A 24368-nucleotide genomic window follows, 5' to 3' on the forward strand; every position below is an offset into this window, starting at 1 on the left:
AAACATTGAGAACTTTATTTGATAACAACGTTGTTGTTATCAGTCAGCTTTCCAAATTGTTAAAGAGCAAATCACTTCCTAAGAAGTTCATTTTCTAAAGACTTTTAGATTCAACAATGCGAACCAGTATCAATTGCTTGCTCTGGTTTTGAGTTTTATTCCAAAAATACTTAGAGAATGGTGGGCGATACCGGGCTCGAACCAGTGACCCCCTGCTTGTAAGGCAGGTGCTCTCCCAACTGAGCTAATCGCCCACATTGTTTTCTTACCTAAAGTAAGCATTTCCGTGGAAGGAAATGGTGGGTCGTGCAGGATTCGAACCTGCGACCAATTGATTAAAAGTCAACTGCTCTACCAACTGAGCTAACGACCCAATGGTATCCCGTAGGGGAGTCGAACCCCTGTTACCGCCGTGAAAGGGCGGTGTCCTAGGCCTCTAGACGAACGGGACACTAGTGTAAGTGTTGGGCACTTACTTTCTCTTAAACTTTATAAACCGTATCAATCTGTGTGAACACTCATCGCAATAATCTTTCGTATAAGGAGGTGATCCAGCGCCAGGTTCCCCTAGCGCTACCTTGTTACGACTTCACCCCAGTCATGAACCACAAAGTGGTAAGCGTCCCCCCGAAGGTTAAACTACCTACTTCTTTTGCAGCCCACTCCCATGGTGTGACGGGCGGTGTGTACAAGGCCCGGGAACGTATTCACCGTGGCATTCTGATCCACGATTACTAGCGATTCCGACTTCATGGAGTCGAGTTGCAGACTCCAATCCGGACTACGACGCACTTTTTGGGATTCGCTCACCATCGCTGGCTCGCCGCCCTCTGTATGCGCCATTGTAGCACGTGTGTAGCCCTACTCGTAAGGGCCATGATGACTTGACGTCGTCCCCACCTTCCTCCGGTTTATCACCGGCAGTCTCCCTGGAGTTCCCGACATTACTCGCTGGCAAACAAGGATAAGGGTTGCGCTCGTTGCGGGACTTAACCCAACATTTCACAACACGAGCTGACGACAGCCATGCAGCACCTGTCTCAGAGCTCCCGAAGGCACACCAGAATTTCTTCCGGCTTCTCTGGATGTCAAGAGTAGGTAAGGTTCTTCGCGTTGCATCGAATTAAACCACATGCTCCACCGCTTGTGCGGGCCCCCGTCAATTCATTTGAGTTTTAATCTTGCGACCGTACTCCCCAGGCGGTCTACTTAACGCGTTAGCTCCGAAAGCCACGGCTCAAGGCCACAACCTCCAAGTAGACATCGTTTACGGCGTGGACTACCAGGGTATCTAATCCTGTTTGCTCCCCACGCTTTCGCATCTGAGTGTCAGTATCTGTCCAGGGGGCCGCCTTCGCCACTGGTATTCCTTCAGATCTCTACGCATTTCACCGCTACACCTGAAATTCTACCCCCCTCTACAGTACTCTAGTCTGCCAGTTTCAAATGCTATTCCGAGGTTGAGCCCCGGGCTTTCACATCTGACTTAACAAACCACCTGCATGCGCTTTACGCCCAGTAATTCCGATTAACGCTCGCACCCTCCGTATTACCGCGGCTGCTGGCACGGAGTTAGCCGGTGCTTCTTCTGTCGCTAACGTCAAAGAATACCGCTATTAACGATATCCCCTTCCTCACGACTGAAAGTACTTTACAACCCGAAGGCCTTCTTCATACACGCGGCATGGCTGCATCAGGCTTGCGCCCATTGTGCAATATTCCCCACTGCTGCCTCCCGTAGGAGTCTGGACCGTGTCTCAGTTCCAGTGTGGCTGATCATCCTCTCAGACCAGCTAGGGATCGTCGCCTTGGTGAGCCCTTACCTCACCAACTAGCTAATCCCACCTAGGCATATCCCGACGCGAGAGGCCCGAAGGTCCCCCTCTTTGGCCCGTAGGCATTATGCGGTATTAGCCATCGTTTCCAATGGTTATCCCCCACATCAGGGCAATTTCCTAGGCATTACTCACCCGTCCGCCGCTCGACGCCCAACAAATCACCCGAAGGGTCAATGTTGTCGTTTCCGCTCGACTTGCATGTGTTAGGCCTGCCGCCAGCGTTCAATCTGAGCCATGATCAAACTCTTCAATTTAAGATTTTGTCGGCTCAACGAATACTGACTTCAAAACTACAAACGTAATTTTAAAGCTATTATCGCTCCAACAGAACGATAATGAATTGACTGTGCCAAGATTAAACAAGTTAATCTCGATTGGTCACTCAGTTCATTGAAACCGTATTTGAAGCAAAAGCTTCTAATTCGATTATCATCAACGAGTGCCCACACAGATTGATAGGTCTATATTGTTAAAGAGCTTGCCGATTGAGCCCTGCTCAAATCGGACGGCCATTTTAGCGAGTTAAAGTTTAGTGTCAATCACTTTTTTTTAAACTTTCTTTAAGCGTTTCCGCTTGGCTAATTTGGCTTGCTAACTCAGACTCCGTCTCATTCGAAGCGTTGCCCTGTCAGCGAGGTGGCATTATAGGGATTGCGATCACATTGGCAAGCCATTTTTATCGCTTTTTCTGTTTTTTTTGCCTTTCGGATAAGAAAACATCAAAAGGCTTCAAAAAAGCATATTTTTTCTACAATTTTTTGAATCTATCTGCGAAAAGTGCCACTTTCCCCCAATTCGTATATTCCACTTCTTTTGTTGTATCGGTCTCCCCCCCTGTCATCGACATGATGAATCGAATCATCATTCGGTCAAACCAACCATAACGAGGATAGTAAAGTGCTCCAGCAAACACTCCAATGAGAGTCGGCTTCCATGGTGACTTGAGAAGGAACTTACGGATATATGCGCTCCCCTCTGGGGTATCTTTTGCTTGGTCTTCTTTACGCGCGGTTAAATTGACACAAAAAAATGCGACTTTACTACTCTCTAACTGATTTAGATTACGCTCTATAAATTGGTAAAGCTTTTTGTTCAAGTGACCATAACGAATAGATGCGCCAATCAGTACTCTGTCGTATTGGCTAAAATCGATGGTATTTACATTATGTAAATCCATTAACTCACAATCAAAGTCCGCCAATTGTTCATCTATATAGTGAAATATTTTTTTGGTTTGCCCTTCACGTGAAGAGTATAGAAACAATGCTTTTGTCACGATTTTTCCTTAGCTACGCCAAAACGTCGGCGTGAGCAGAATTAATAAGGTAAAGATTTCCAGACGCCCAAATAACATAGACACAACCAACACCCATTTAGCCGTGTCGTTAATATCACCAAAATGCAGAGCAACTTCGCCTAAGCCAGGGCCGAGGTTATTCAAGGTCGCCGCTACTGCCGAAAATGCACTGAGTTCATCCATTCCAGTGGCAATCAATGCCAACATGCATACCACAAAAACAAGCGCGTATGCTGAGAAGAACCCCCATACTGCATCGACTACTCGTTGAGGCAGTGCGCTACCACCAACTTTGATGGTGTAAACCGCGCGAGGATGGACTAAGCGTTTTAGCTCGCGGGCACCTTGTAAGGTTAGAAGCAAGATACGGATCACTTTCATTCCGCCCCCCGTCGAACCCGCGCAGCCCCCGATAAAAGAAGAAAATAGTAGCAATACCGGTAAGAACAGTGGCCACTCTGCAAACCCTGTTGTAGTGAAGCCTGCCGTGGTCGAAATCGACACGGTTTGGAATAACGCTTGGTCAAAGGCGTCATAAGGCGAAGTGTAAGAGTGATGTTTAAGTAACAAAAGAAAACAAACCACAAACAACAACACTTGTATAAAGAGGAAAGCGCGGAATTCGGGGTCTTTCCAATAATACTTTGGATGAACGCCACCGGATGCAAATGCGGCAAAGTGCAACGTATAGTTACATGCTGATATTAATAAAAACACAACGGTGATCAGGTTAATCGCGTAACTGTCAAAGTAGCCGATGCTAGCATCGTAGGTTGAGAAGCCTCCAATCGCTATCGTAGAGAAGCTATGGCTGATCGCGTCAAACGGTGTCATACCTGCTAGCCAAAACGCAGAAGCACATGCGATGGTCAGACTCAGATAGATGTACCATAACGCTTTGGCTGTTTCTGCAATACGCGGCGTAACTTTGGTATCTTTAACTGGTCCTGGGATCTCAGCGCGGTATAACTGCATACCACCAATGCCAAGCACTGGCAAAATTGCGACGGCTAATACGATGATCCCCATCCCCCCAAACCATTGCAGCAGCTGCCGATAGAATAAAATCGCTTTGGGTAATTCATCTAACCCAACGATGACCGTCGCCCCCGTTGTCGTCAGCGCGGAAAACGATTCAAAAAAGGCATCCGTCACAGATACGTTTGGGTTGTCAGAGATGAGAAAGGGAATCGAGCCAGCGCTACCAAGTACCGTCCAGAATAGAACGACAATAAGAAAGCCATCCCGTGCTTTAAGCTCATGCTTGTACCTGCGATTTGGGTACCAGCAGACGGCCCCGCAAAATAGCAGAACAAAAAATGTCGTGACAAAAGGCACACCCGCACCATCTCGATAGATAAGCGCAACCAGTGCTGGCGCGAGCATCGTGACACTAAAAAGTGCGAGCAATAGCCCGACGATTCGAATTATTGAACGAAATTGCATGGATAGATTGACTAGCGAAGCTGTCTTTGTTGCTTCTTGTTTTTCATTATTGTCCGTCTAGAGGGGTAACTATTGCTTTCGCCCCACTTTTATTGATGATTGCCTGGGTAAACGCGCTCACTTCTCGAAGCTCAATTTCCACCACGAATATGACCAGATCGCTATAGTCTGCCTCAACTTCAACCGCCTCAAATTGAGCCAGTATTGATTGTGCGATAGGCAGAAACCCATAGTCTAACGTTAGTCTGAGCTTTGTGGTTATTTTTTTCTCAATAGTTTGAAGCAGCTTGAGTGCTTGTTGTACACCTCCGCCATAGGCCTTCACCAAACCGCCCGTTCCTAACTTGATCCCCCCCGAATAACGGGTAACCACCGCGGTGATTTCACCGACTCCAGAACCGGATAACTGCGCCAGGATCGGTTTACCTGCGGTGCCTGATGGTTCACCATCATCACTAAAGCCCCATTTCATCGAATCTTCTGGTCGGCCAGCCACAATCCCCCAACAATGGTGTCTTGCATTGGCGTGTTTTGCTTTGACTTGTTCCACAAACGCTTTGGCTGCTTCTACACTTGGGGTATGCACTAAGTATGTAATAAAGACACTTTTTTTGATCTCTTCTTCAAATTGAGTCGGCTCAGCAGGAATCAGATAAGGCTGGTCATTCATAGGATTATGGATTCAGTACTATTTACCCGCAGTCTATCACGAGTGCCATTTACACGTCGCATAAGATCTGCCACAGCGCACAATGTTAAACACTTGTTTAAAAAATGTATTGAAATTAACCAATCCGCGATCCAAACTAACCTAACTGGTCAAACCAGAATAAAAATAACACGACTTCCTCGGCTGCTCTTTGTCGAGGAACACGGCACCGTTGAATAGGTATACAGACAATCCACGATTGCATGTCATGGAGATAGACAATGATTTACCAAGCCGAAACCCTACAGGTAAAGGAAATACAATCTGGTATTGCAGAGCTTAACTTCTGCTCACCAACATCCGTCAACAAACTCGATCTAGCAACGCTGGAATCGTTAGATAAAGCCCTTGATGCACTGATCGCTCACCAAGGCTTAAAAGGTTTACTGCTCACATCTGATAAAGACACGTTCATTGTTGGCGCGGACATTACCGAGTTTTTAGGTCTGTTTGCTAAAACAGATGCCGAACTCGATGAGTGGCTGCAGTTTGCTAATAGCGTCTTTAATAAGCTAGAAGACTTACCCGTTCCAACCCTCTCCGCAATAAAAGGCCATGTGCTTGGCGGAGGCTGTGAGTGTGTCCTTGCGACCGATATGCGTATCGGTGATAACACCACCAGCATTGGTTTACCAGAAACCAAACTTGGCATCATGCCAGGTTTTGGTGGCTGTGTTCGATTGCCTCGTGTTATCGGGGCAGACAGCGCCATGGAAATCATCACTCAAGGCAAAGCATGCCGCGCGGATGAGGCTCTGAAGATTGGTCTGTTAGATGCCATTGTAGAAACAGACTCTCTATACGAATCCGCACGGCAAACATTGACTGCAGCGATCAATGAGAAACTGGACTGGCAAGTACGTCGTAAACAAAAGACCTCACCACTGACACTCAGCAAGCTTGAGTCAATGATGAGTTTCACCATGGCGAAAGGCCTGGTAGCGCAAAAAGCGGGCCCTCACTACCCAGCGCCAATGGCTGCGGTAATAACGATTGAAGAAGGCGCACGTTTTGCGCGTAATGAAGCACTCAACGTTGAACGTAAGCACTTTGTGAAACTGGCGAAAACAGAAGAAGCCAAATCGTTAGTTGGTCTGTTCCTTAACGACCAATACATCAAAGGTATCGCGAAGCAAGCAGCGAAGTCTGCGAGTAAAGACACCCAACGTGCAGCGGTACTTGGTGCGGGCATCATGGGGGGCGGCATCGCTTATCAATCGGCGCTGAAAGGCGTGCCAGTATTGATGAAGGACATCGCACAAACCTCGCTAGATTTGGGCATGACCGAAGCGTCGAAACTACTCAATAAACGCTTATCTCGTGGTCGTATTGATGGTTTCAAGATGGCCGGTATTTTGGCCTCTATCACCCCAAGCCTACACTACGCCGGTATTGAAAACTCAGACGTGATTGTTGAAGCGGTGGTTGAAAACCCGAAAGTGAAAGCAGCAGTATTGAGTGAAGTAGAAACATACGTCGGTAATGATACTGTTCTCACGTCAAACACCTCGACGATTCCGATCAACCTTTTGGCTCAGTCGTTAAAACGCCCAGAAAACTTCTGTGGTATGCACTTCTTTAACCCTGTGCACCGCATGCCATTGGTTGAAATCATCCGCGGCGAAAAAACCTCTGATGAAACCATCAACCGTGTTGTCGCGTATGCCGCGAAAATGGGTAAATCACCAATCGTTGTGAATGACTGTCCGGGATTCTTCGTCAACCGCGTACTCTTCCCCTACTTTGGCGGCTTCAGCATGCTGCTACGTGATGGTGCGGATTTTACTAAAATCGACAAAATCATGGAGCGTCAGTTTGGCTGGCCGATGGGTCCGGCTTACTTGCTGGATGTGGTCGGCATTGATACCGCGCACCACGCGCAAGCGGTCATGGCAGAAGGCTTCCCTGAGCGCATGGGCAAACAAGGTCGTGACGCGATTGATGCACTCTTTGAATCTGGCAAATATGGCCAGAAGAATGGCAACGGCTTCTATAGCTACACCCTTGATAAAAAAGGTAAGCCGAAGAAAACCTTCTCTGAAGATGTCTTGCCAGTCTTGGCAGGAATTTGTGCCGATAAGCAAGACTTTGATGACCAAACCATCATCCAACGCATGATGATTCCCATGATCAACGAAGTGGTGCTGTGTTTACAAGAAGGCATCATCGCCTCGCCTCAAGAAGCCGATATGGCATTAGTTTACGGCCTTGGCTTCCCTCCATTCCGCGGTGGTGTATTCCGCTATCTAGACAGCGTGGGTATTGCTGAATTTGTCAAAATGGCAGAACAGTACTCACAACTAGGCGCAATGTACCAAGCACCGCAAACGCTGATTGACATGGCGGCGAAAGGCGAAAGCTTCTACGACGCACAACAGCAAGGTTCTATCTAAGGAGGGATTCCCAAAATGACTAATCAAACAAGAAACGTGGTCGTAGTCGATTGTCTGCGTACCCCTATGGGTCGCTCCAAAGGCGGTGCTTTTCGTCATACCCGTGCAGAAGATCTCTCTGCTCGCTTAATGAAAGGCATTCTGGCGCGTAACCCACAAGTTAACCCAAGTGAGATAGAAGACATCTACTGGGGCTGTGTACAACAAACACTGGAGCAAGGCTTCAATGTGGCTCGCAATGCGGCGCTGCTTGCTGGTCTACCTATCGAAATTGGTGCTGTCACCGTGAACCGTTTGTGTGGTTCGTCAATGCAAGCTCTGCACGATGGTACTCGTGCGATTATGACGGGGGATGCAGAAATCTGCCTGATCGGTGGTGTCGAACACATGGGCCACGTACCGATGAGCCATGGTGTCGACTTTCATCCCGGCATGTCAAAAAACGTCGCCAAAGCAGCAGGCATGATGGGCCTAACGGCTGAGATGCTCGGCAAAATTCATGGCATTAGCCGTGAGCAACAAGATGCCTTTGCCGCACGATCTCACGCTCGTGCCCAAGCCGCGACTGTAGAAGGTCGCTTTAAAAATGAAATTCTGCCCATTGAAGGGCATGCGGCTGACGGCACACTGTTTACTCTCGACTATGATGAAGTGATTCGTCCAGAGACGACAGTTGAAGGTCTGTCTCAGCTTCGTCCTGTATTTGACCCAGCCAACGGCACCGTAACGGCGGGGACTTCCTCTGCGCTATCGGATGGCGCGTCAGCGATGCTGATCATGAGTGAAGAGAAAGCCAACGAACTTGGCCTGAAGATTCGTGCTCGCATTAAAGGCATGGCAATCGCAGGTTGTGACCCATCAATTATGGGTTACGGTCCGGTTCCAGCCACGCAAAAAGCTCTGCAACGTGCAGGCCTATCGATTGATGATATGGGTGTGGTTGAGCTCAATGAAGCCTTTGCTGCGCAATCTCTGCCTTGTGCGAAAGACTTAGGTTTGCTTGATGTCATGGACGAGAAAGTCAACCTCAACGGCGGCGCAATTGCACTGGGTCACCCGCTGGGCTGTTCCGGTTCACGTATCTCAACCACCTTAATCAACCTGATGGAAGATAAGGATGTGAAATACGGGCTGGCCACCATGTGCATCGGTTTGGGTCAAGGTATTGCTACGGTATTTGAACGGCCATAGTGAACGCTTCACAATTATGATGAAATGAACCAAGACTGAAAATTTTGCTATTACACTTAAAGGCGACATCAAATGTCGCCCTTTTTTACGCCAAATATAGTAAATATGCACAAAAGGCATACATAAAATGAGTAACTTTCATTTTATTCATAGATAGAGAAGACATACACTTATAGCCAGTTGATATTTTGCTGCATGTGGCACCTAAGTCACCCTATCGCACATTCGGAGAACCTTATGTTTAATGCTCTAGTTCTAAATCAAGAAGACAAACGCACTATCGCTAGCATCGAGCAGATCGATGAGACACAGCTGCCGCAAGGCGACGTTCTGGTTGAGGTCGATTACTCATCGTTGAATTACAAAGACGGTTTGGCGATCACAGGTAAAGGTAAAATCATCCGTAACTTCCCGATGGTGCCAGGGATTGACCTAGCCGGTACGGTCATCAGCTCTGAAGATGCGCGTTACCAAACAGGCGACAAGGTGGTCTTAACTGGCTGGGGCGTGGGTGAAAACCATTGGGGTGGCATGGCTCAACGTGCACGTCTAAAAGCAGATTGGTTGGTACCACTACCAAAAGGTCTAGACAGCAAGAAAGCCATGATGGTGGGTACAGCAGGCTTTACTGGTATGCTGTGTGTTCAAGCATTGCTTGATGCGGGCATCAAACCTGAAGGTGGTGAAATTCTAGTAACGGGCGCAAGTGGCGGTGTGGGCTCGGTAGCCGTTACGCTTCTCGCTCAGCTTGGTTACAAAGTCGCAGCCGTGACAGGCCGTGTAGAGCAAAACGGCCCGCTACTTGAAAAACTCGGTGCCAGTCGCATCATCGACCGCGTTGAATTTGAACAGCCAGCCCGTCCGCTAGAACAACAAATCTGGGCAGGCGCAGTAGACACAGTAGGTAGTAAAGTACTAGCAAAAGTATTGGCGCAAATGGATTACAACAGCGCAGTCGCAGCTTGTGGCCTTGCAGGTGGCTTTGATCTACCCACCACCGTGATGCCGTTCATTCTCCGTAACGTTCGTCTACAAGGTGTCGACTCAGTCATGTGCCCAACCGAGAAACGCATCGCAGCTTGGGAAAAATTGGTTGAGCTACTCCCAGACAGCTACTTCGAGCAAGCTTGTACTGAAGTAGCACTCGCTGAAGCGCCAAAATACGCTGAAGACATCACTAACGGTCAAGTAACTGGTCGTGTGGTCATCAAGCTATAAACGCCGACCCAATACCAACAGACTAAGAGCCGGCATTGCTGGCTCTTTTTGTTAGCGGTTCAGTCCCATGTCTTCAATACGCTTAGCAATCAAGCGGCTACATTCTTCACGTACAATGGTTCTTAACCACTCTTGAGCGGGAGAGTGTTCGCAGCGCGCATGCCAGATCATCGAATACTCAAAAGGGGTAAATTGGAATGGCAGTGGCTTCACCACCAAGTCATAACGCTCAGCGACTAAATAGGCTAAGTCAGCAGGCACAGTAATAATGATGGGTAACGTATCGACAATCGCCAGCGCAGCTTCCAAATGATACGCACGCAACACCATTTTACGCGGAGGTTGATCGACCAAAGCTTGTTCAATGAGGGTGCTCACACCATCACTGATCGCGATCATCGCATGAGGATGGTTTAAATAGTCATTCAAATTCATCTCTTTACCCGCCAACGGATGTTGTTTGGATAACAAACACAACACACTAACTCGACCTAAGATCTCACTTCGTAACGGCGCTATAGGGTGGGTTGGGCGACAAATCGCTAAGTCCGCCCCTTCATAGGTCAGTTGATCGGCTAATCGATCGTGCTGTAGCGGCAAGAAATTAAATGATACATGGGGAGCTTCCTGATAAATACGCGGCAAGGCAAAAGGTAAAATCGCTTGCATCGCATAATCTGTGGTCGCGATCTTGAATGTCTGCTCACATTGCTGCGGGTCGAATTCAATCGGCGATAATAACTGGCGCAGCGACTCTAAAGGCTCACCCAATAAACGATCGATTTCCAAGGCTTTTTGAGTTGGAATCAAATGCTGACCCTGGCGAGTAAACAACGGGTCGCCCAACAAATCACGCAAGCGGCCAAGCACTCGACTCATCGCTGATTGGCTTAAATTTAAACGTGTTGCCGCTTTACTGACACTGCTCTCTTCAATCAATACTCGCAATGCGACTAATAAATTCAGATCTCGGCGGTAGATGTCTTCTAGTTCCACGATTTGCTACTGACTCTTTAAGGTTTGAGTAAATTGTACTCTTCGAGCAAAAAAAATCCCGCCTTTCAGCGGGGAAGCCCAAGAAAAATGGGGATAGTGTCGGAATGAAGTGTCGTAAGAAATAGGTGAGCGGTATGAACGTGTTGTGATTGAGGCAAGAAGCGCTAATTTTCTTGCTCTGATCCACCTGACCATTTGTGCATCTCAATCCAAATCCCAGTAATAGTGGCCATCATACCGATTAAAGGCATCAATGAGGTGTCAGCTGACGTCTTAAAGACCAATGCACAAAACGAGAGAAAACACAGCACAGAGTAAATCGTAAGTCTGTCTAACGCAGTCACCATTGTCCTCCCTTGTCATTTGTTACCAACTTGTTAATTTAAGGTAAAACAAAAAATTCACTTTGCCAAGAGGTTATTGAATATTTTTTCAACGAACGTAGAATTCACCGCTAAGTTAGTTACGAGAATCACACTATGAGCTTTAATCCTGAACTGGCGACAAAGACATTAGAGGCGGAAGGACTGCGCTGCCCGGAGCCAGTGATGATGGTCAGGAAGACAATTCGCAACATGCAAGATGGTGAGACTTTGCTGGTCAAAGCCGACGACCCATCCACCACTCGAGACATTCCGAGTTTCTGCCGTTTTATGGATCACCAATTAATGGCGGCACAAACGGAACAAGTTCCGTATCAGTACCTGATCAAGAAAGGATTGGTATAACTGGGTCGAATTAAAAACGGCAGCCAATAGGCTGCCGTTTGTTTATTCATCGTATTCGAGTGTGCGAACTTCCGATTGAAGCTTGTTGAGTTGTTTTTTCATTGCCCGCATCTCTTCATGCATCGGGATGATGTGAGCAACGCGAATCCACGCCTCGACGGTTAATCCTGTAAGAACGAACGATCCTGCCACAATCGGTAACCACATATCGGTTAATACCATGGCTAATAAGCACAGCGCTAAACCAAAAGTGAATAAATAACTCTGACTCTTTGGGGACATCCCCATGTAACGTGTAAGCATAAACTTGCCCTCTCGCTATCATTCACATCATTAAACTACCATGACAAGTATGACACTAATATATCATCCGTCACGTAACGGAACGATTTTCGCTCAGAGTTTCAAGCGACGCACTGCTCCACTAGTTATTGATAATTCGCACCATTTTATAAAGTGAAAAATTAGACCAATGCTGCGCCAATCGCTAGTGCAATAAACAGGAACGCGGTCACCTTACGGATTAGAGCTAAAGGCAACTTATCCGCAGACAGTTTACCAATCAGCACCACAGGTACATTGGCCAGTAACATTCCGATGGTGGTTCCCAAAATCACCCAACTCAGCGCATCCGCGTATTGTGCGCCTAGGATAGAGGTCGCAATTTGTGTCTTGTCGCCAATCTCAGCCACAAAGAAAGCAATAAAGCTGGCAATAAACGGACCGCGATTGGAGATCGGCTCGTCATCATCCAACTTATCAGGAATCAGTACCCAAGCCGCCATGGCGACAAAGCTGACCACCAGCACCCACTTTAAAATATCCGGTGATAAATAGTCAGCGACAACCACGCCTAACCATGCCGCCAAAGCGTGGTTGGCAATGGTTGCCAAAAAGATGGCGGCAATAATTGGGATTGGTTTGCGGTAACGGCTGGCGAGTAATAGAGATAGCAATTGGGTCTTATCGCCAATTTCTGCTAACGCTACAGTAGTAATTGAAATAGCTAAAACGCTCACGACATGCTCATTGGGGCAGGGATTATGATATTGAACCAAAGACAAACCTCACGCCCCTACCCCGGTTCGTGATGATTTGTCTAAGGTCTTGCTAAACTTGAAAGGCTTCAAGTCTCGAACGCCATGGTGATTTTGCACCAATTATGTTGACGAACGAACCAGATGAAACAGAAACTTCACCGGGTAAGCTACTCCCCAAAGACGGGCGCAATTCTAGCCACCTTTGATGGGCATCTCAAGCGTCAATACATATGAAAACTCCCTTTTAAGAAAATTTAGACAAATAAGCCATTAAATTTCGATTAAAGGGGAAAGATGCCCACGAATTAATCAAGATTTGCTCTACTCCCATGCTCAATATCTCGGTATACTAGATTGTTAATTTATTCAACCAAAATTACTCTTTATCACCTTTCATTAGCGTTGAAAAACTCGCTATATAAAGGACAGATTAACGAGTAACAAGAGAATCGCGCGAACCTGACTTATGCAAAAATACGATATCAAAACCTTCCAGGGAATGATCCTCGCGCTGCAGGATTATTGGGCTCAAAATGGTTGCACCATAGTTCAACCACTCGACATGGAAGTGGGTGCGGGTACCTCTCACCCAATGACCTGTCTACGAGCGCTTGGCCCAGAGCCAATGTCGACAGCTTATGTACAACCTTCACGTCGTCCAACTGATGGCCGTTACGGTGAAAACCCTAACCGTCTTCAGCACTACTACCAATTCCAAGTAGCGCTAAAACCATCGCCAGACAATATTCAAGAGTTGTACCTTGGCTCCCTTGAAGTTCTTGGTATTGACCCACTGGTTCACGACATCCGTTTCGTAGAAGACAACTGGGAAAACCCAACACTCGGTGCATGGGGTCTAGGCTGGGAAGTTTGGCTCAACGGCATGGAAGTGACTCAGTTCACTTACTTCCAACAAGTTGGCGGCCTTGAATGTAAACCCGTTACTGGTGAAATCACTTACGGTATCGAACGTCTAGCCATGTACATCCAAGAAGTAGACTCGGTATACGACTTAGTCTGGAACGTGGCGCCTGACGGATCGAACGTTACTTACGGTGATATCTTCCACCAAAACGAAGTGGAGCAATCGACTTACAACTTCGAACACGCTGACGTAGATTTTCTATTCACTTTCTTCGATCAGTGCGAGAAAGAGTGTAAAGAACTGCTTGAGCTTGAGAAGCCACTGCCGCTTCCTGCTTATGAGCGCATTCTAAAAGCGGGTCACGCATTCAACATCCTTGATGCGCGCAAAGCGATCTCGGTTACCGAGCGCCAACGTTACATCCTTCGTATCCGCAACCTAACCAAAGCAGTTGCAGAAGCATACTACGCATCACGTGAAGCGCTTGGCTTCCCAATGTGTAAGAAAGAACAAGCGTAAGAGGTAGAGTAACATGGCAAAAGAATTTCTAATCGAGCTAGGTACCGAAGAGCTACCACCAACGCAACTTCGTACTCTAGCTGAAGCATTCGCAGCAAACTTCGAATCAGAACTAAAAGGCGCAGATCTGACGCACGAAGGGATAAAATGGTTCGCGGCACCTCGTCGTCTGGCGCTAAAAGTAACAGCACTAGCAGAAAGCCAATCAGACAAAATCGTTGAAAAACGTGGTCCTGCGGTTTCTGCAGCATTTGACGCGGAAGGCAACCCAACAAAAGCGGCTCAAGGCTGGGCACGCGGTTGTGGCATCACGGTTGATCAAGCAGAGCGCATGGTAACCGACAAAGGCGAATGGCTACTGTTCAAACAAGAAGTGAAAGGTAAGCCAACAACTGAGATCGTCGTTGAACTTGCAGCGAAAGCCCTAGCAAATCTACCTATCGCAAAACCAATGCGCTGGGGTAACAAAACCACACAATTTATCCGTCCAGTTAAGACCCTCACCATGCTAATGGGCAGCGATCTCATCGAAGGCGAGATCCTTGGTGTTGCATCAAGCCGTACTATCCGTGGTCACCGCTTCATGGGTGAACAAGAGTTCACTATTGATTCTGCTGAGCAGTACCCTGCGATCCTAGAAGAGCGCGGTAAAGTCATGGCCGATTACGAAGCGCGTAAAGCCATCATCCTCGCAGACGCACAAAAAGCGGCAGCAGAAGTTGGCGGTGTCGCTGACCTAGAAGATGATCTAGTAGAAGAAGTCACCTCTCTGGTGGAATGGCCCGTGGTACTCACCGCGAAGTTCGAAGAAGAGTTCCTAACAGTGCCTTCTGAAGCGTTGGTTTACACCATGAAAGGTGACCAAAAGTACTTCCCAGTCTATGACGAGAACAACAAACTGCTTCCGAACTTTATCTTCGTTTCAAACATCGAGTCGAAAGAGCCTCGTTACGTAATCGAAGGTAATGAGAAAGTAGTTCGTCCTCGTCTTGCTGATGCCGAATTCTTCTTCAACACAGACCGTAAGCGTCCGCTTATCGACCGTCTGCCAGAACTAGAGCAAGCGATCTTCCAAAAGCAACTAGGGACGATCAAAGACAAAACCGACCGCATCACCGAGCTTGCTGGCTACATTGCAGAGCAAATCGGTGCTGACGTTGAGAAATCAAAGCGTGCTGGTCTACTAGCAAAATGTGACCTCATGACCTCGATGGTATTCGAATTTACCGATACTCAAGGTGTCATGGGTATGCACTACGCTCGCCACGACGGTGAAGCAGAAGAAGTTGCAGTCGCACTGAACGAGCAATACATGCCTCGTTTCGCAGGCGATGAACTGCCATCTAACGGCGTGTCAACCGCAGTTGCAATGGCTGACAAGCTGGACACTATCGTCGGTATCTTCGGTATTGGTCAAGCGCCAAAAGGCAGCGACCCATTCGCACTACGCCGCGCATCGTTAGGTGTACTACGTATCATCGTTGAATACGGCTACAACTTAGATCTCGTTGACCTAGTAGCGAAAGCAAAATCACTGTTCGGTGACCGTCTAACCAACGACAACGTTGAGCAAGACGTAATTGAATTCATGCTTGGTCGTTTCCGTGCTTGGTACCAAGACGAAGGCTTCAGCGTCGACATCATTCAAGCGGTTCTAGCGCGTCGCCCAACGAAACCAACAGACTTCGACCAACGTGTTAAAGCGGTTTCTCACTTCCGTGAACTGGAAGCGGCAGAGTCTCTAGCAGCTGCGAACAAACGTGTCGGTAACATCCTCGCGAAATTCGACGGCGAGCTTGCAGAAGAGATTGACCTCGCCTTGCTACAAGAAGACGCAGAAAAAGCACTAGCAGAAAGCGTTGAAGTCATGACTGAAGCGCTAGAGCCTGCATTTGCAACCGGTAACTACCAAGAAGCCCTAAGCAAGCTAGCGGACCTCCGTGAGCCAGTGGATGCGTTCTTTGATAACGTAATGGTAATGACAGACGACGAAGCGCTTAAGAAGAACCGCCTGACACTACTAAACAACTTACGTAACCTGTTCCTACAGATCGCAGACATCTCTGTTCTTCAAAAGTAATTCATTACTGATTCAGAAGTCATTAAGAGATAAGTAAAAGGGAAGCATCGGCTTCCCTTTTTTGTTGCCTTCAAATGGAGATAACTGGTTCTTATTATTCATTTTGTGAACAAGGCAAAAAATTGTAGGGTGAAACGCGTTTAACTTGTTGCTGTAGAGCTCGGATTGTAGAGGCACAGTTTTGCTATAACAGGACTGTTTATTCGGGGGAAGGACACAATGAAAAAAACAGTTATCGCACTCTCTATCGGACTACTGAGTGCCTGCAACCAGATTCCAGAAAATGCCATCGCATTAAGTGTAGGAGACAATACCGCCGTCTTCGAACCAAACGCTGACGGCTTACTTGTCGCCGAGCAAAAACTAGAAAAAGGCAGCTACACCTTTACCATTGCCGACAGCAACCAAACCTGTGGCAGCAGCTTTGCTTTGGCAGAAGAAGATCGCATCAAATTCAATCGTCCGTTAAAAATGGATAACTGCGCCACCGATGCCAAAATACCGCTGCGCATCTTCAAAGCCAACATCTACCAATTTACGCTTAATCCAGACACTAACGAGCTGACGGTAAAACTCAAGCCCAAACAGAACCAAGACATTACCTACTCTTGCCCTATCGCAACCGATACGCCAAAAACCATCAACGTTGCCCAAACCTTTAATGATGACACGGTCGTTCGTGATGCGCTCACCGGACAAGAAGCCACCGTCGCCAATGGCAGCGTAACCATGCAGCCAGGCCCGATGAGCCAAGGTCTGTTGTTGCTAGAAGAGGTTGAACAGCAAGCCGAGAAACCTTTCAATTGGGATAACGCAACGGTGTACTTCGTCATGACCGACCGTTTCTACAATGGCAATCCAGATAACGACAACAGCTACGGTCGCAGCAAAGACGGCAAGCACGAAATCGGCACCTTCCACGGTGGTGACTTAGCCGGTCTGACGAAAAAGCTCGATTACATCGAATCACTTGGCGTGAATGCCATTTGGCTCACCTCGCCGCTTGAGCAAATCCATGGCTGGGTTGGCGGTGGTGATAAAGGCGACTTTAAACATTACGGTTATCACGGCTATTACCATCAAGATTGGACCAAGCTCGATGCCAACATGGGTACCGAAGAGGAACTCAGAACCTTCATCGATACCGCGCACAAGAAAGGCATCCGCGTGATCTGGGATGTGGTCATGAACCATACTGGCTATGCGACATTGGCCGACATGCAGGAATTTGGATTTGGTCAGCTTTACCTTGATGACCAAGAAGCTAAAGAAATCCTTGGTGAGAAATGGACTGATTGGCAGCCAAAATCCGGTCAAAGCTGGCACAGCTTTAACGACTACATCAAATACGGTGATGACGAAGCGTGGAATAAATGGTGGGGCAAAGATTGGATTCGCACCGACATTGGCGATTACGATGCGCCGGGATACAACGACATCAACATGTCTTTGAACTACCTACCCGATCTCAAAACCGAATCGACGCAAAAAACGGGGTTGCCTAACTTCTTCCACAATAAAGACACCAATGCGCAAGATGCGTTGAAAACCCCACGTGAGCATCTGATTACCTGGCTATCGGATTGGGTACGGGATTACGGCATTGATGGCTTCCGCGTCGACACCGCCAAACACGTCGAAATGCAGGCGTGGGAAGAACTCAAAGCCAGCACCACTCAAGCACTGGCACAATGGAAGCAAAACCACCCTGACAAAGCGTTAGATAACTTGCCATTCTGGATGACGGGTGAAGTGTGGGCGCACAGCGTGGTGAAGAGTCCATATTTTGATAATGGGTTTGATTCGATCATCAACTTTGAATTCCAATCCGACGTCGCACCAAAAGCGCTGAAATGCTTTGCTCAACTTGATAGTGATTACCACCGCTACGCAGAACGTATTAACTCGGATCCGGAGTTCAACGTGTTGAGCTACCTGTCTTCACACGATACACAGCTGTTTTGGTCAGCACGCAGCCGCAGCTTTGATGACCAAGCACGTGCCGCCAATGCGTTAATGCTGGCACCGGGTGCGGTGCAAATCTATTACGGCGATGAGATCGCCCGTGATTTTGGCATTACAGGCTCAGATGCTCACCAAGGTACTCGCTCTGATATGCCATGGGATAAGATTCATGGTGAACGCGAAGGCTTGCTGCAACACTGGCAAAAACTGGGCGAGTTTCGTCAACGCCATCCTGCTGTTGCACAAGGTAAGCACATCACACGCCATCAAGAAGGGTATTACGCATTCGAGCGTCAATACCAAGACGATAAAGTGCTGATCGTCTACACGGGCGAATAGCCGATTCACTCCACCAGTAAGGGAAGCAACGCGCTTCCCTTTTTCATCACCTCTTTCTGTGCAAGCTTCCCTCACCAACCCTGATAACAAACTTTTTCCTTGTTCGAGTAAATTCACACTTTGCGTCGTAATAACATTAGGGTAAGGTCAAGTATTACTCTATGAGCTGATATTTCGTCAGTATTCAAAATACATAAAGCAATCACTATGAATTAGGTATAAGTACGCATGCAGTTTTCAAAGTTTGGTGAAAAATTTAATCAGTATTCAGGTATTACGCAGTTAATGGACGATTTGAATGATGGTCTCCGCACACCAGGTGCCATTATGCTCGGTGGAGGTAACCCCGCCGCCATTCCTGCCATGCTCGACTACTTTCACCAAACCAGTGAAGAAATGCTCGCCAGTGGCGAACTCGTTGCTGCTCTCGCCAACTATGATGGCCCGCAAGGTAAAGATGCATTTGTAAAAGCGCTCGCGCAATTATTTCGTGAAACCTACGGTTGGAACATTTCAGAGAAGAACATCAGCCTAACCAACGGCAGCCAAAGCGGGTTCTTCTACTTGTTCAACTTACTGGCAGGGAAGCAGCCAGACGGTTCACACAAGAAAGTCCTTCTGCCGATCGCACCTGAATACATCGGTTATGGGGACGCGGGCATCGATGAAGACATTTTTGTTTCGTACCACCCTGAAATCGAGCTACTCGACAATGGCCTGTTTAAATACCACGTCGATTTTGAGCAGCTAAAAGTCGATGACTCTGTTGCGGCCATCTGTGCATCTCGCCCAACCAACCCAACGGGTAACGTACTGACCGACGAAGAAGTGCGTAAACTGGACAAACTCGCACGTGAAAACAACATCCCACTAATCATCGATAACGCCTACGGCTTGCCGTTCCCGAACATCATCTTTGAAGATGTCGAACCGTTCTGGAATGAAAACACCATCTTGTGCATGAGCCTATCTAAGCTTGGCTTACCGGGGGTGCGTTGCGGGATTGTGATTGCAAGCGAGGAGATCACTCAAGCCTTGACGAATATGAATGGCATCATCAGCTTAGCACCGGGCAGTCTCGGCCCGGCACTGGCAAACCACATCATCGGTAAAGGCGATCTGCTTAAACTGAGTTCAGAGGTGATTAAGCCGTTCTACAAGCAGAAGTCGCAACGCGCGGTTGAATTGCTGCAACAAGCCATTACCGATGAGCGATTCCGCATCCACAAACCGGAAGGCGCTATCTTCTTGTGGTTATGGTTTGATGAGCTGCCAATTACGACAATGGCGTTGTACCAACGCTTGAAAGCGCGTGGGGTATTGATTGTTCCAGGTGAATACTTCTTTATTGGTCAGCAAGACGAGTGGGAGCATGCTCATCAATGCTTGCGCATGAACTACGTGCAAGACGATGAAATGATGCAGAAAGGCATTGCGATCATCGCGGAAGAAGTGGAAAAGGCTTACCAACAAGGTCTGTAATACGCAATAATCGCTTCGACGACTCCAATTAAAAAGAGCGCCAACTGGCGCTCTTTCTCACTCTATAGGGCAGTCACTCGCTGATTAGTTATTTTCTAGCAAGCTATTGCTGCCGATAGCAATTTTACGTGGTTGCATTGCTTCTGGAATTTCACGAACCAAATCAATGTGCAGTAGCCCATTTTCCATCGAAGCGCCGGTCACTTTAACGTAATCCGCTAGTTGGAACTTGCGTTCGAAGTCGCGCTCGGCAATGCCTTGGTAAACGTAGTTTTTACCTTCTTCCGCTTTACGCTCCCCTCTCACAATCAACATGTTTTCGTTTTGAGTCAGGTCGAGTTGGTCTTCAGAGAACCCTGCAACGGCCATAGTAATACGGTAGTTGTGATCGTCCTGTTGTTCAATGTTGTATGGAGGGTAACCGCCAGATGCATTTTTCGCTGTGTTGGCTTCCATCAGATTAAGCAGACGGTCAAAACCAATGGCATTACGGTATAGTGGTGAGAAATCTACATTACGCATAAATCTATCCTCTTAATTAAGCAATAGTCTTAGCTCAGATGACGTTCATCCAACTGGCGTGTTGATGCAAAAACCAACGCCGAGCTAAGAGATCCTTATTATTCTGCAGGCCTTCGTTTGGCTCGGAGACATAATAAGAAATCTAAAGGTTTAAGTTGTGTGCTAAAACACCATATCCTCTTTGGAGCAATCGGGTTTTAGCGATTTCAGAGGCCAGTCTTCTAATTTCTTAGCAAGCCAGTCATCCTCTTCACAACTAGATATAAGGTCGTCAAAAATGACTTTCAAGGGGAAAAATAAAAATTTTAAACGCATTTATTATGCTCGCTAACAAGCGAAGCTAACCCGCATGTTACGACCTTGAGTGAAAAAGCCCACCTATCTGGTGGGCTCAATCCGTGCTCTACTTACGCGATGATTTACGTGCTTTTACGATGCTTTTTTCTCCCGCTTTTTCCTGTTTTAACTTACGCTTTTCTTTAAGACTTAACTGCGGTTGTTTCTTGTCTTTTTTACTCATGACTTCACCTCTATAGACTGACACAACATACAGCTACACAGCAGTTGTTGAGCTGGTGGCTGTGATTGATGCACAATTTCAGTAATTACAAAGCAGCGTCGCTGGTTAAAAATCTCTATTTCGAACCTGTCATTCTGAGCTCGCCCTAATAAGTTTGCTCCCAAGTAGGAATCAACCGCAAGCATGCCCATTAAAGGCTCGCTTTTGCGAGAGTCAACCAACGTCATCCGATATTGATACGAACGCTCAATATCCATGAAACGAACCATATCGCCGACGGCAATGCGGGCTAAATTGCGGCACCTCGCTTGTCGTTCGTAAGCTTCAAATAGCAACAATAATCTCAATGGTGACTGGTAAGTAAAAAAGCGACTGGTTAACCACCACGTTCTCAGCGCCAAGCAGCACACTGAGAACCAGCGTTCAAACATGATTATTTCCTTCTTAATGCCTTGTCTTACAGATAATTCAGTGCATTGGACCGGAAGTGCGCCACCTCCGGCTTAATTCAGGAAAGTCATCACCATTTGTCTCAACCTCTTATTTGTAAGCTCTCCAGCACTATAGCGAGAGGAAAAAAGAAAGCAAAAGCACCAAAGCGCACAAAGTGGCAAGGAAGCAATAAAACAAATATAAAATCGCAACATTGAATACAGCGTTGGCGGTTTGTACCGGAAAAGCAGAAGACTTGGAATAAAGTGGCGATTTACCCCCTCATAAAAAACAAAAAAAGCAGCGATAAATCGCTGCTTTTTAATGATGATTATTTCGTTATGAAGAGCAGGGGTTGTTACACGTCTAGGTTTGCAACCTTGAGTGCATTCTCTTCGATGAAGTTACGACGCGGCTCAACTTGATCACCCATTAGTGTGGTAAACAGTTGGTCAGCGCCTACGCCATCTTCAATCGTGACTTGCATCATGCGACGTGTTTCTGGATCCATCGTCGTTTCCCACAGCTGGTCGGGGTTCATCTCACCGAGACCTTTGTAACGCTGACGGCTTAGACCTCGCATGGACTCTTTAACCAACCACTCTAATGCTTCTGCAAAGCTAGAAACCGCAAGCGTTCGTTCACCACGTTTGATGTAAGCCCCCTCTTCTAACAGCCCATCCAACGCTTCTGATAAATCCGCCAGTTTGCCGTATTCTTTCGAGTTGAGAAAATCAACGCTAATCGCATGCTCATGAGTCACACCATGAGTACGTACGATAATCTTAGGTAGGTTTAAGCCCAGTTCAGCGTGTTGCTCGACTTGATAGCTGTATTGGCTTGCACCCACTTCTTTCGCGTTTAGCTGTTCGATAAGCTGCTTAGTCCACGCTTCTACTGCCGCAGCATCGTGACACTGTTCTGGCGTTAGACGAGGGGTGTAAATCAGTTCGTTCACTAACGCACTTGGGTAGCGGCGGCTCATGCGCTCTGCCAGCTTAATACCGGCATTGTATTGTTGCACCATTTTCTCTAACGCTTCACCCGCCAAAGCTGGAGCATCAGGATTGACATGCAGAGCGGCGTTGTCCAGTGCCAATGAGACTTGGTACTGATTCATCGCTTCTTCGTCTTTAATGTAATGCTCTTGTTTGCCTTTTTTCACTTTGTATAGCGGTGGCTGAGCAATGTACACGTAGCCTCGCTCAATAAGCTCTGGCATTTGACGGTAGAAGAAAGTCAACAATAGGGTACGGATGTGCGAACCATCGACATCCGCATCCGTCATGATGATGATGCTGTGGTAACGCAGTTTATCTGGGTTGTACTCGTCACGACCGATACCACAACCAAGCGCGGTGATTAGTGTTGCTACCTCTTGCGAAGACAGCATCTTATCGAAACGGGCTTTCTCTACGTTCAGGATCTTACCTTTTAACGGTAGGATTGCCTGATTCTTACGGTTACGACCCTGCTTAGCACTGCCGCCTGCAGAGTCACCCTCCACAATGTAAAGTTCAGAGAGTGCCGGATCTTTTTCCTGACAATCCGCCAATTTACCTGGAAGGCCGGCGAGATCGAGCGCACCTTTACGACGCGTCATTTCACGTGCTTTACGTGCCGCTTCACGCGCACGCGCTGCATCGATGATTTTCGAACAAACCATCTTCGCTTCAGTTGGGTTCTCTATCAAGAACTCTGATAGCTTCTCACCCATTGCAGATTCAACCGCGGCTTTCACCTCCGAAGAAACCAGCTTGTCTTTGGTTTGGCTTGAGAACTTAGGATCGGGCACCTTGACAGAAACCACCGCCGTAAGACCTTCACGTGCATCATCGCCTGAGGTCGCCGTTTTCGCTTTCTTGGAAAAACCTTCTTTATCCATAAAGTTGTTCAACGTACGAGTGAGCGCTGATCGGAAACCAGCAAGGTGAGTACCACCATCACGTTGAGGAATGTTGTTGGTAAAACAGAAGATGTTCTCTTGGAAACCATCATTCCATTGCATCGCCACTTCCACTGAAATGCCATCTTCGCGCTCAAAGTTGAAATGGAAGATTTTATCGATAATGGGTGTTTTGTTGGTATTTAGGTGATCAACAAATGCTTGAATACCACCTTCATACATGAAGTGATCGTGTTTATCCGCTTCACGCTCGTCAACCAGTTTGATTGACACGCCAGAGTTAAGGAACGATAACTCACGTAGACGTTTCGCTAAGATATCGTAATGGAACTCAGTGTTGGTGAAGGTTTCAGAACTTGGCCAGAAACGGATCGTCGTACCGGTTTTATCAGTCTCTCCCACCGCTGTTAGTGGCGCTTGAGGCTCACCATGACGGTAAGTTTGGGTATAAGTATGGCCACCACGATGAATCGTCAGCTCAACTTTCTCAGACAGTGCGTTTACTACTGAAACACCAACCCCGTGAAGACCACCAGAGACTTTGTATGAGTTATCGTCGAACTTACCACCCGCGTGAAGTACCGTCATGATGACTTCTGCTGCAGAGACATTTTCCTCTGAGTGGATTTCTGTTGGAATGCCACGACCATCATCGCTAACGGAAACCGAGTTATCCTCATGAATTGTCACAACGATGTCTTTACAGTGACCTGCCAACGCTTCATCAATTGAGTTATCCACCACCTCGAAAACCATGTGGTGAAGGCCGGTGCCGTCGTCCGTGTCGCCGATGTACATTCCTGGACGCTTACGTACCGCATCCAGACCCTTCAGTACCTTAATACTCGATGAATCGTAATTTTCAGACATGAGTTTCTCTCT

The 24368-nt window shown here is 47.4% G+C and carries 18 protein-coding genes, 3 tRNA genes and 1 rRNA gene; 8 read left to right on the forward strand and 14 right to left on the reverse strand.

Annotated features, from left to right (window positions below):
• Nucleotides 1-178: 178 nt before the first annotated feature.
• The 7 genes from AC3D28_RS11200 to AC3D28_RS11230 form a co-directional block, all read right to left on the reverse strand.
• A tRNA-Val gene (locus AC3D28_RS11200) sits at nt 179-254 on the reverse strand.
• A 43-nt stretch (nt 255-297) separates the two neighbouring features.
• A tRNA-Lys gene (locus AC3D28_RS11205) sits at nt 298-373 on the reverse strand.
• Between the two features lie 2 nt (nt 374-375).
• Nucleotides 376-451, reverse strand: a tRNA-Glu gene (locus AC3D28_RS11210).
• An 88-nt stretch (nt 452-539) separates the two neighbouring features.
• Nucleotides 540-2092: ribosomal RNA gene (locus AC3D28_RS11215) — 16S ribosomal RNA — on the reverse strand.
• Between the two features lie 494 nt (nt 2093-2586).
• Nucleotides 2587-3114, reverse strand: a complete 528-nt coding sequence (gene hemG / locus AC3D28_RS11220; RefSeq protein WP_488534787.1) for a menaquinone-dependent protoporphyrinogen IX dehydrogenase — start codon at nt 3112-3114, stop codon at nt 2587-2589.
• A gap of 9 nt (nt 3115-3123) precedes the next feature.
• Nucleotides 3124-4581 (reverse strand): TrkH family potassium uptake protein, encoded by a 1458-nt coding sequence (locus tag AC3D28_RS11225; protein ID WP_098417091.1) that lies wholly within the window; start codon nt 4579-4581, stop codon nt 3124-3126.
• 46 nt (nt 4582-4627) lie between these two features.
• The gene (locus AC3D28_RS11230; protein ID WP_488534788.1) at nt 4628-5251 is read right to left on the reverse strand and encodes a YigZ family protein; all 624 of its coding nucleotides are present in this window, start codon (nt 5249-5251) and stop codon (nt 4628-4630) included.
• Nucleotides 5252-5511: 260 nt separating this feature from the next.
• On the opposite strand from AC3D28_RS11230, the gene fadB reads away from it, so the two are divergent.
• From fadB to acuI, 3 genes are all read left to right on the forward strand, one after another.
• Complete coding sequence (gene fadB / locus AC3D28_RS11235; RefSeq protein ID WP_488534789.1) at nt 5512-7683, forward strand: fatty acid oxidation complex subunit alpha FadB; 2172 nt, start codon at nt 5512-5514, stop codon at nt 7681-7683.
• A 15-nt stretch (nt 7684-7698) separates the two neighbouring features.
• On the forward strand, nt 7699-8874 hold the full coding sequence (gene fadA / locus AC3D28_RS11240; RefSeq protein WP_488534790.1) for an acetyl-CoA C-acyltransferase FadA: 1176 nt from the start codon (nt 7699-7701) through the stop codon (nt 8872-8874).
• Between the two features lie 237 nt (nt 8875-9111).
• A complete protein-coding gene (gene acuI, locus AC3D28_RS11245) occupies nt 9112-10092 on the forward strand; it encodes an acrylyl-CoA reductase (NADPH) (RefSeq protein ID WP_488534791.1) in 981 nt (326 codons plus the stop codon).
• A gap of 51 nt (nt 10093-10143) precedes the next feature.
• On the opposite strand, the gene AC3D28_RS11250 is transcribed toward acuI, so the two are convergent.
• Both AC3D28_RS11250 and AC3D28_RS11255 read right to left on the reverse strand, forming a co-directional pair.
• Nucleotides 10144-11088: a LysR family transcriptional regulator gene (locus AC3D28_RS11250; protein WP_488534792.1), complete on the reverse strand. Its 945-nt coding sequence runs from the start codon at nt 11086-11088 to the stop codon at nt 10144-10146.
• Between the two features lie 164 nt (nt 11089-11252).
• Entirely contained in the window at nt 11253-11435 is a 183-nt protein-coding gene (locus AC3D28_RS11255; RefSeq protein ID WP_098417081.1) for a hypothetical protein, read from the reverse strand.
• A gap of 132 nt (nt 11436-11567) precedes the next feature.
• Between AC3D28_RS11255 and tusA the strand changes: the two genes are divergently transcribed.
• Nucleotides 11568-11816: a sulfurtransferase TusA gene (gene tusA, locus AC3D28_RS11260; protein WP_098417080.1), complete on the forward strand. Its 249-nt coding sequence runs from the start codon at nt 11568-11570 to the stop codon at nt 11814-11816.
• Nucleotides 11817-11858: 42 nt separating this feature from the next.
• Here the strand turns inward: tusA and AC3D28_RS11265 are convergent, their stop codons facing one another.
• A complete protein-coding gene (locus tag AC3D28_RS11265; RefSeq protein WP_005378878.1) occupies nt 11859-12119 on the reverse strand; it encodes a hypothetical protein in 261 nt (86 codons plus the stop codon).
• A 161-nt stretch (nt 12120-12280) separates the two neighbouring features.
• Nucleotides 12281-12835 carry a TMEM165/GDT1 family protein gene (locus AC3D28_RS11270; RefSeq protein ID WP_488534793.1) on the reverse strand — a complete coding sequence of 185 codons (555 nt, stop codon included), beginning with the start codon at nt 12833-12835 and terminating at the stop codon, nt 12281-12283.
• 487 nt (nt 12836-13322) lie between these two features.
• Here AC3D28_RS11270 and glyQ point away from each other — a divergent pair, with 487 nt between their 5' ends.
• The 4 genes from glyQ to AC3D28_RS11290 all read left to right on the forward strand — a co-directional run bounded on the left by glyQ (nt 13323) and on the right by AC3D28_RS11290 (nt 20106).
• Nucleotides 13323-14240 (forward strand): glycine--tRNA ligase subunit alpha, encoded by a 918-nt coding sequence (gene glyQ, locus AC3D28_RS11275; RefSeq protein WP_098417076.1) that lies wholly within the window; start codon nt 13323-13325, stop codon nt 14238-14240.
• A 13-nt stretch (nt 14241-14253) separates the two neighbouring features.
• A complete protein-coding gene (glyS, locus tag AC3D28_RS11280; protein WP_488534794.1) occupies nt 14254-16320 on the forward strand; it encodes a glycine--tRNA ligase subunit beta in 2067 nt (688 codons plus the stop codon).
• Between the two features lie 219 nt (nt 16321-16539).
• Nucleotides 16540-18624 carry an alpha-amylase gene (locus AC3D28_RS11285; RefSeq protein WP_488534795.1) on the forward strand — a complete coding sequence of 695 codons (2085 nt, stop codon included), beginning with the start codon at nt 16540-16542 and terminating at the stop codon, nt 18622-18624.
• 228 nt (nt 18625-18852) lie between these two features.
• Nucleotides 18853-20106 carry a valine--pyruvate transaminase gene (locus tag AC3D28_RS11290; RefSeq protein WP_488534796.1) on the forward strand — a complete coding sequence of 418 codons (1254 nt, stop codon included), beginning with the start codon at nt 18853-18855 and terminating at the stop codon, nt 20104-20106.
• A gap of 84 nt (nt 20107-20190) precedes the next feature.
• Here AC3D28_RS11290 and AC3D28_RS11295 read toward each other — a convergent pair whose 3' ends face one another.
• From AC3D28_RS11295 to gyrB, 3 genes are all read right to left on the reverse strand, one after another.
• Nucleotides 20191-20628, reverse strand: a complete 438-nt coding sequence (locus AC3D28_RS11295) for an Hsp20 family protein (protein ID WP_098417069.1) — start codon at nt 20626-20628, stop codon at nt 20191-20193.
• 516 nt (nt 20629-21144) lie between these two features.
• Entirely contained in the window at nt 21145-21579 is a 435-nt protein-coding gene (locus AC3D28_RS11300) for a GreA/GreB family elongation factor (protein ID WP_488534797.1), read from the reverse strand.
• Nucleotides 21580-21938: 359 nt separating this feature from the next.
• Entirely contained in the window at nt 21939-24356 is a 2418-nt protein-coding gene (gyrB, locus tag AC3D28_RS11305; protein ID WP_488534798.1) for a DNA topoisomerase (ATP-hydrolyzing) subunit B, read from the reverse strand.
• Nucleotides 24357-24368 lie beyond the last annotated feature (12 nt).

The organism is Vibrio sp. TAP-3B, assembly GCF_057784735.1.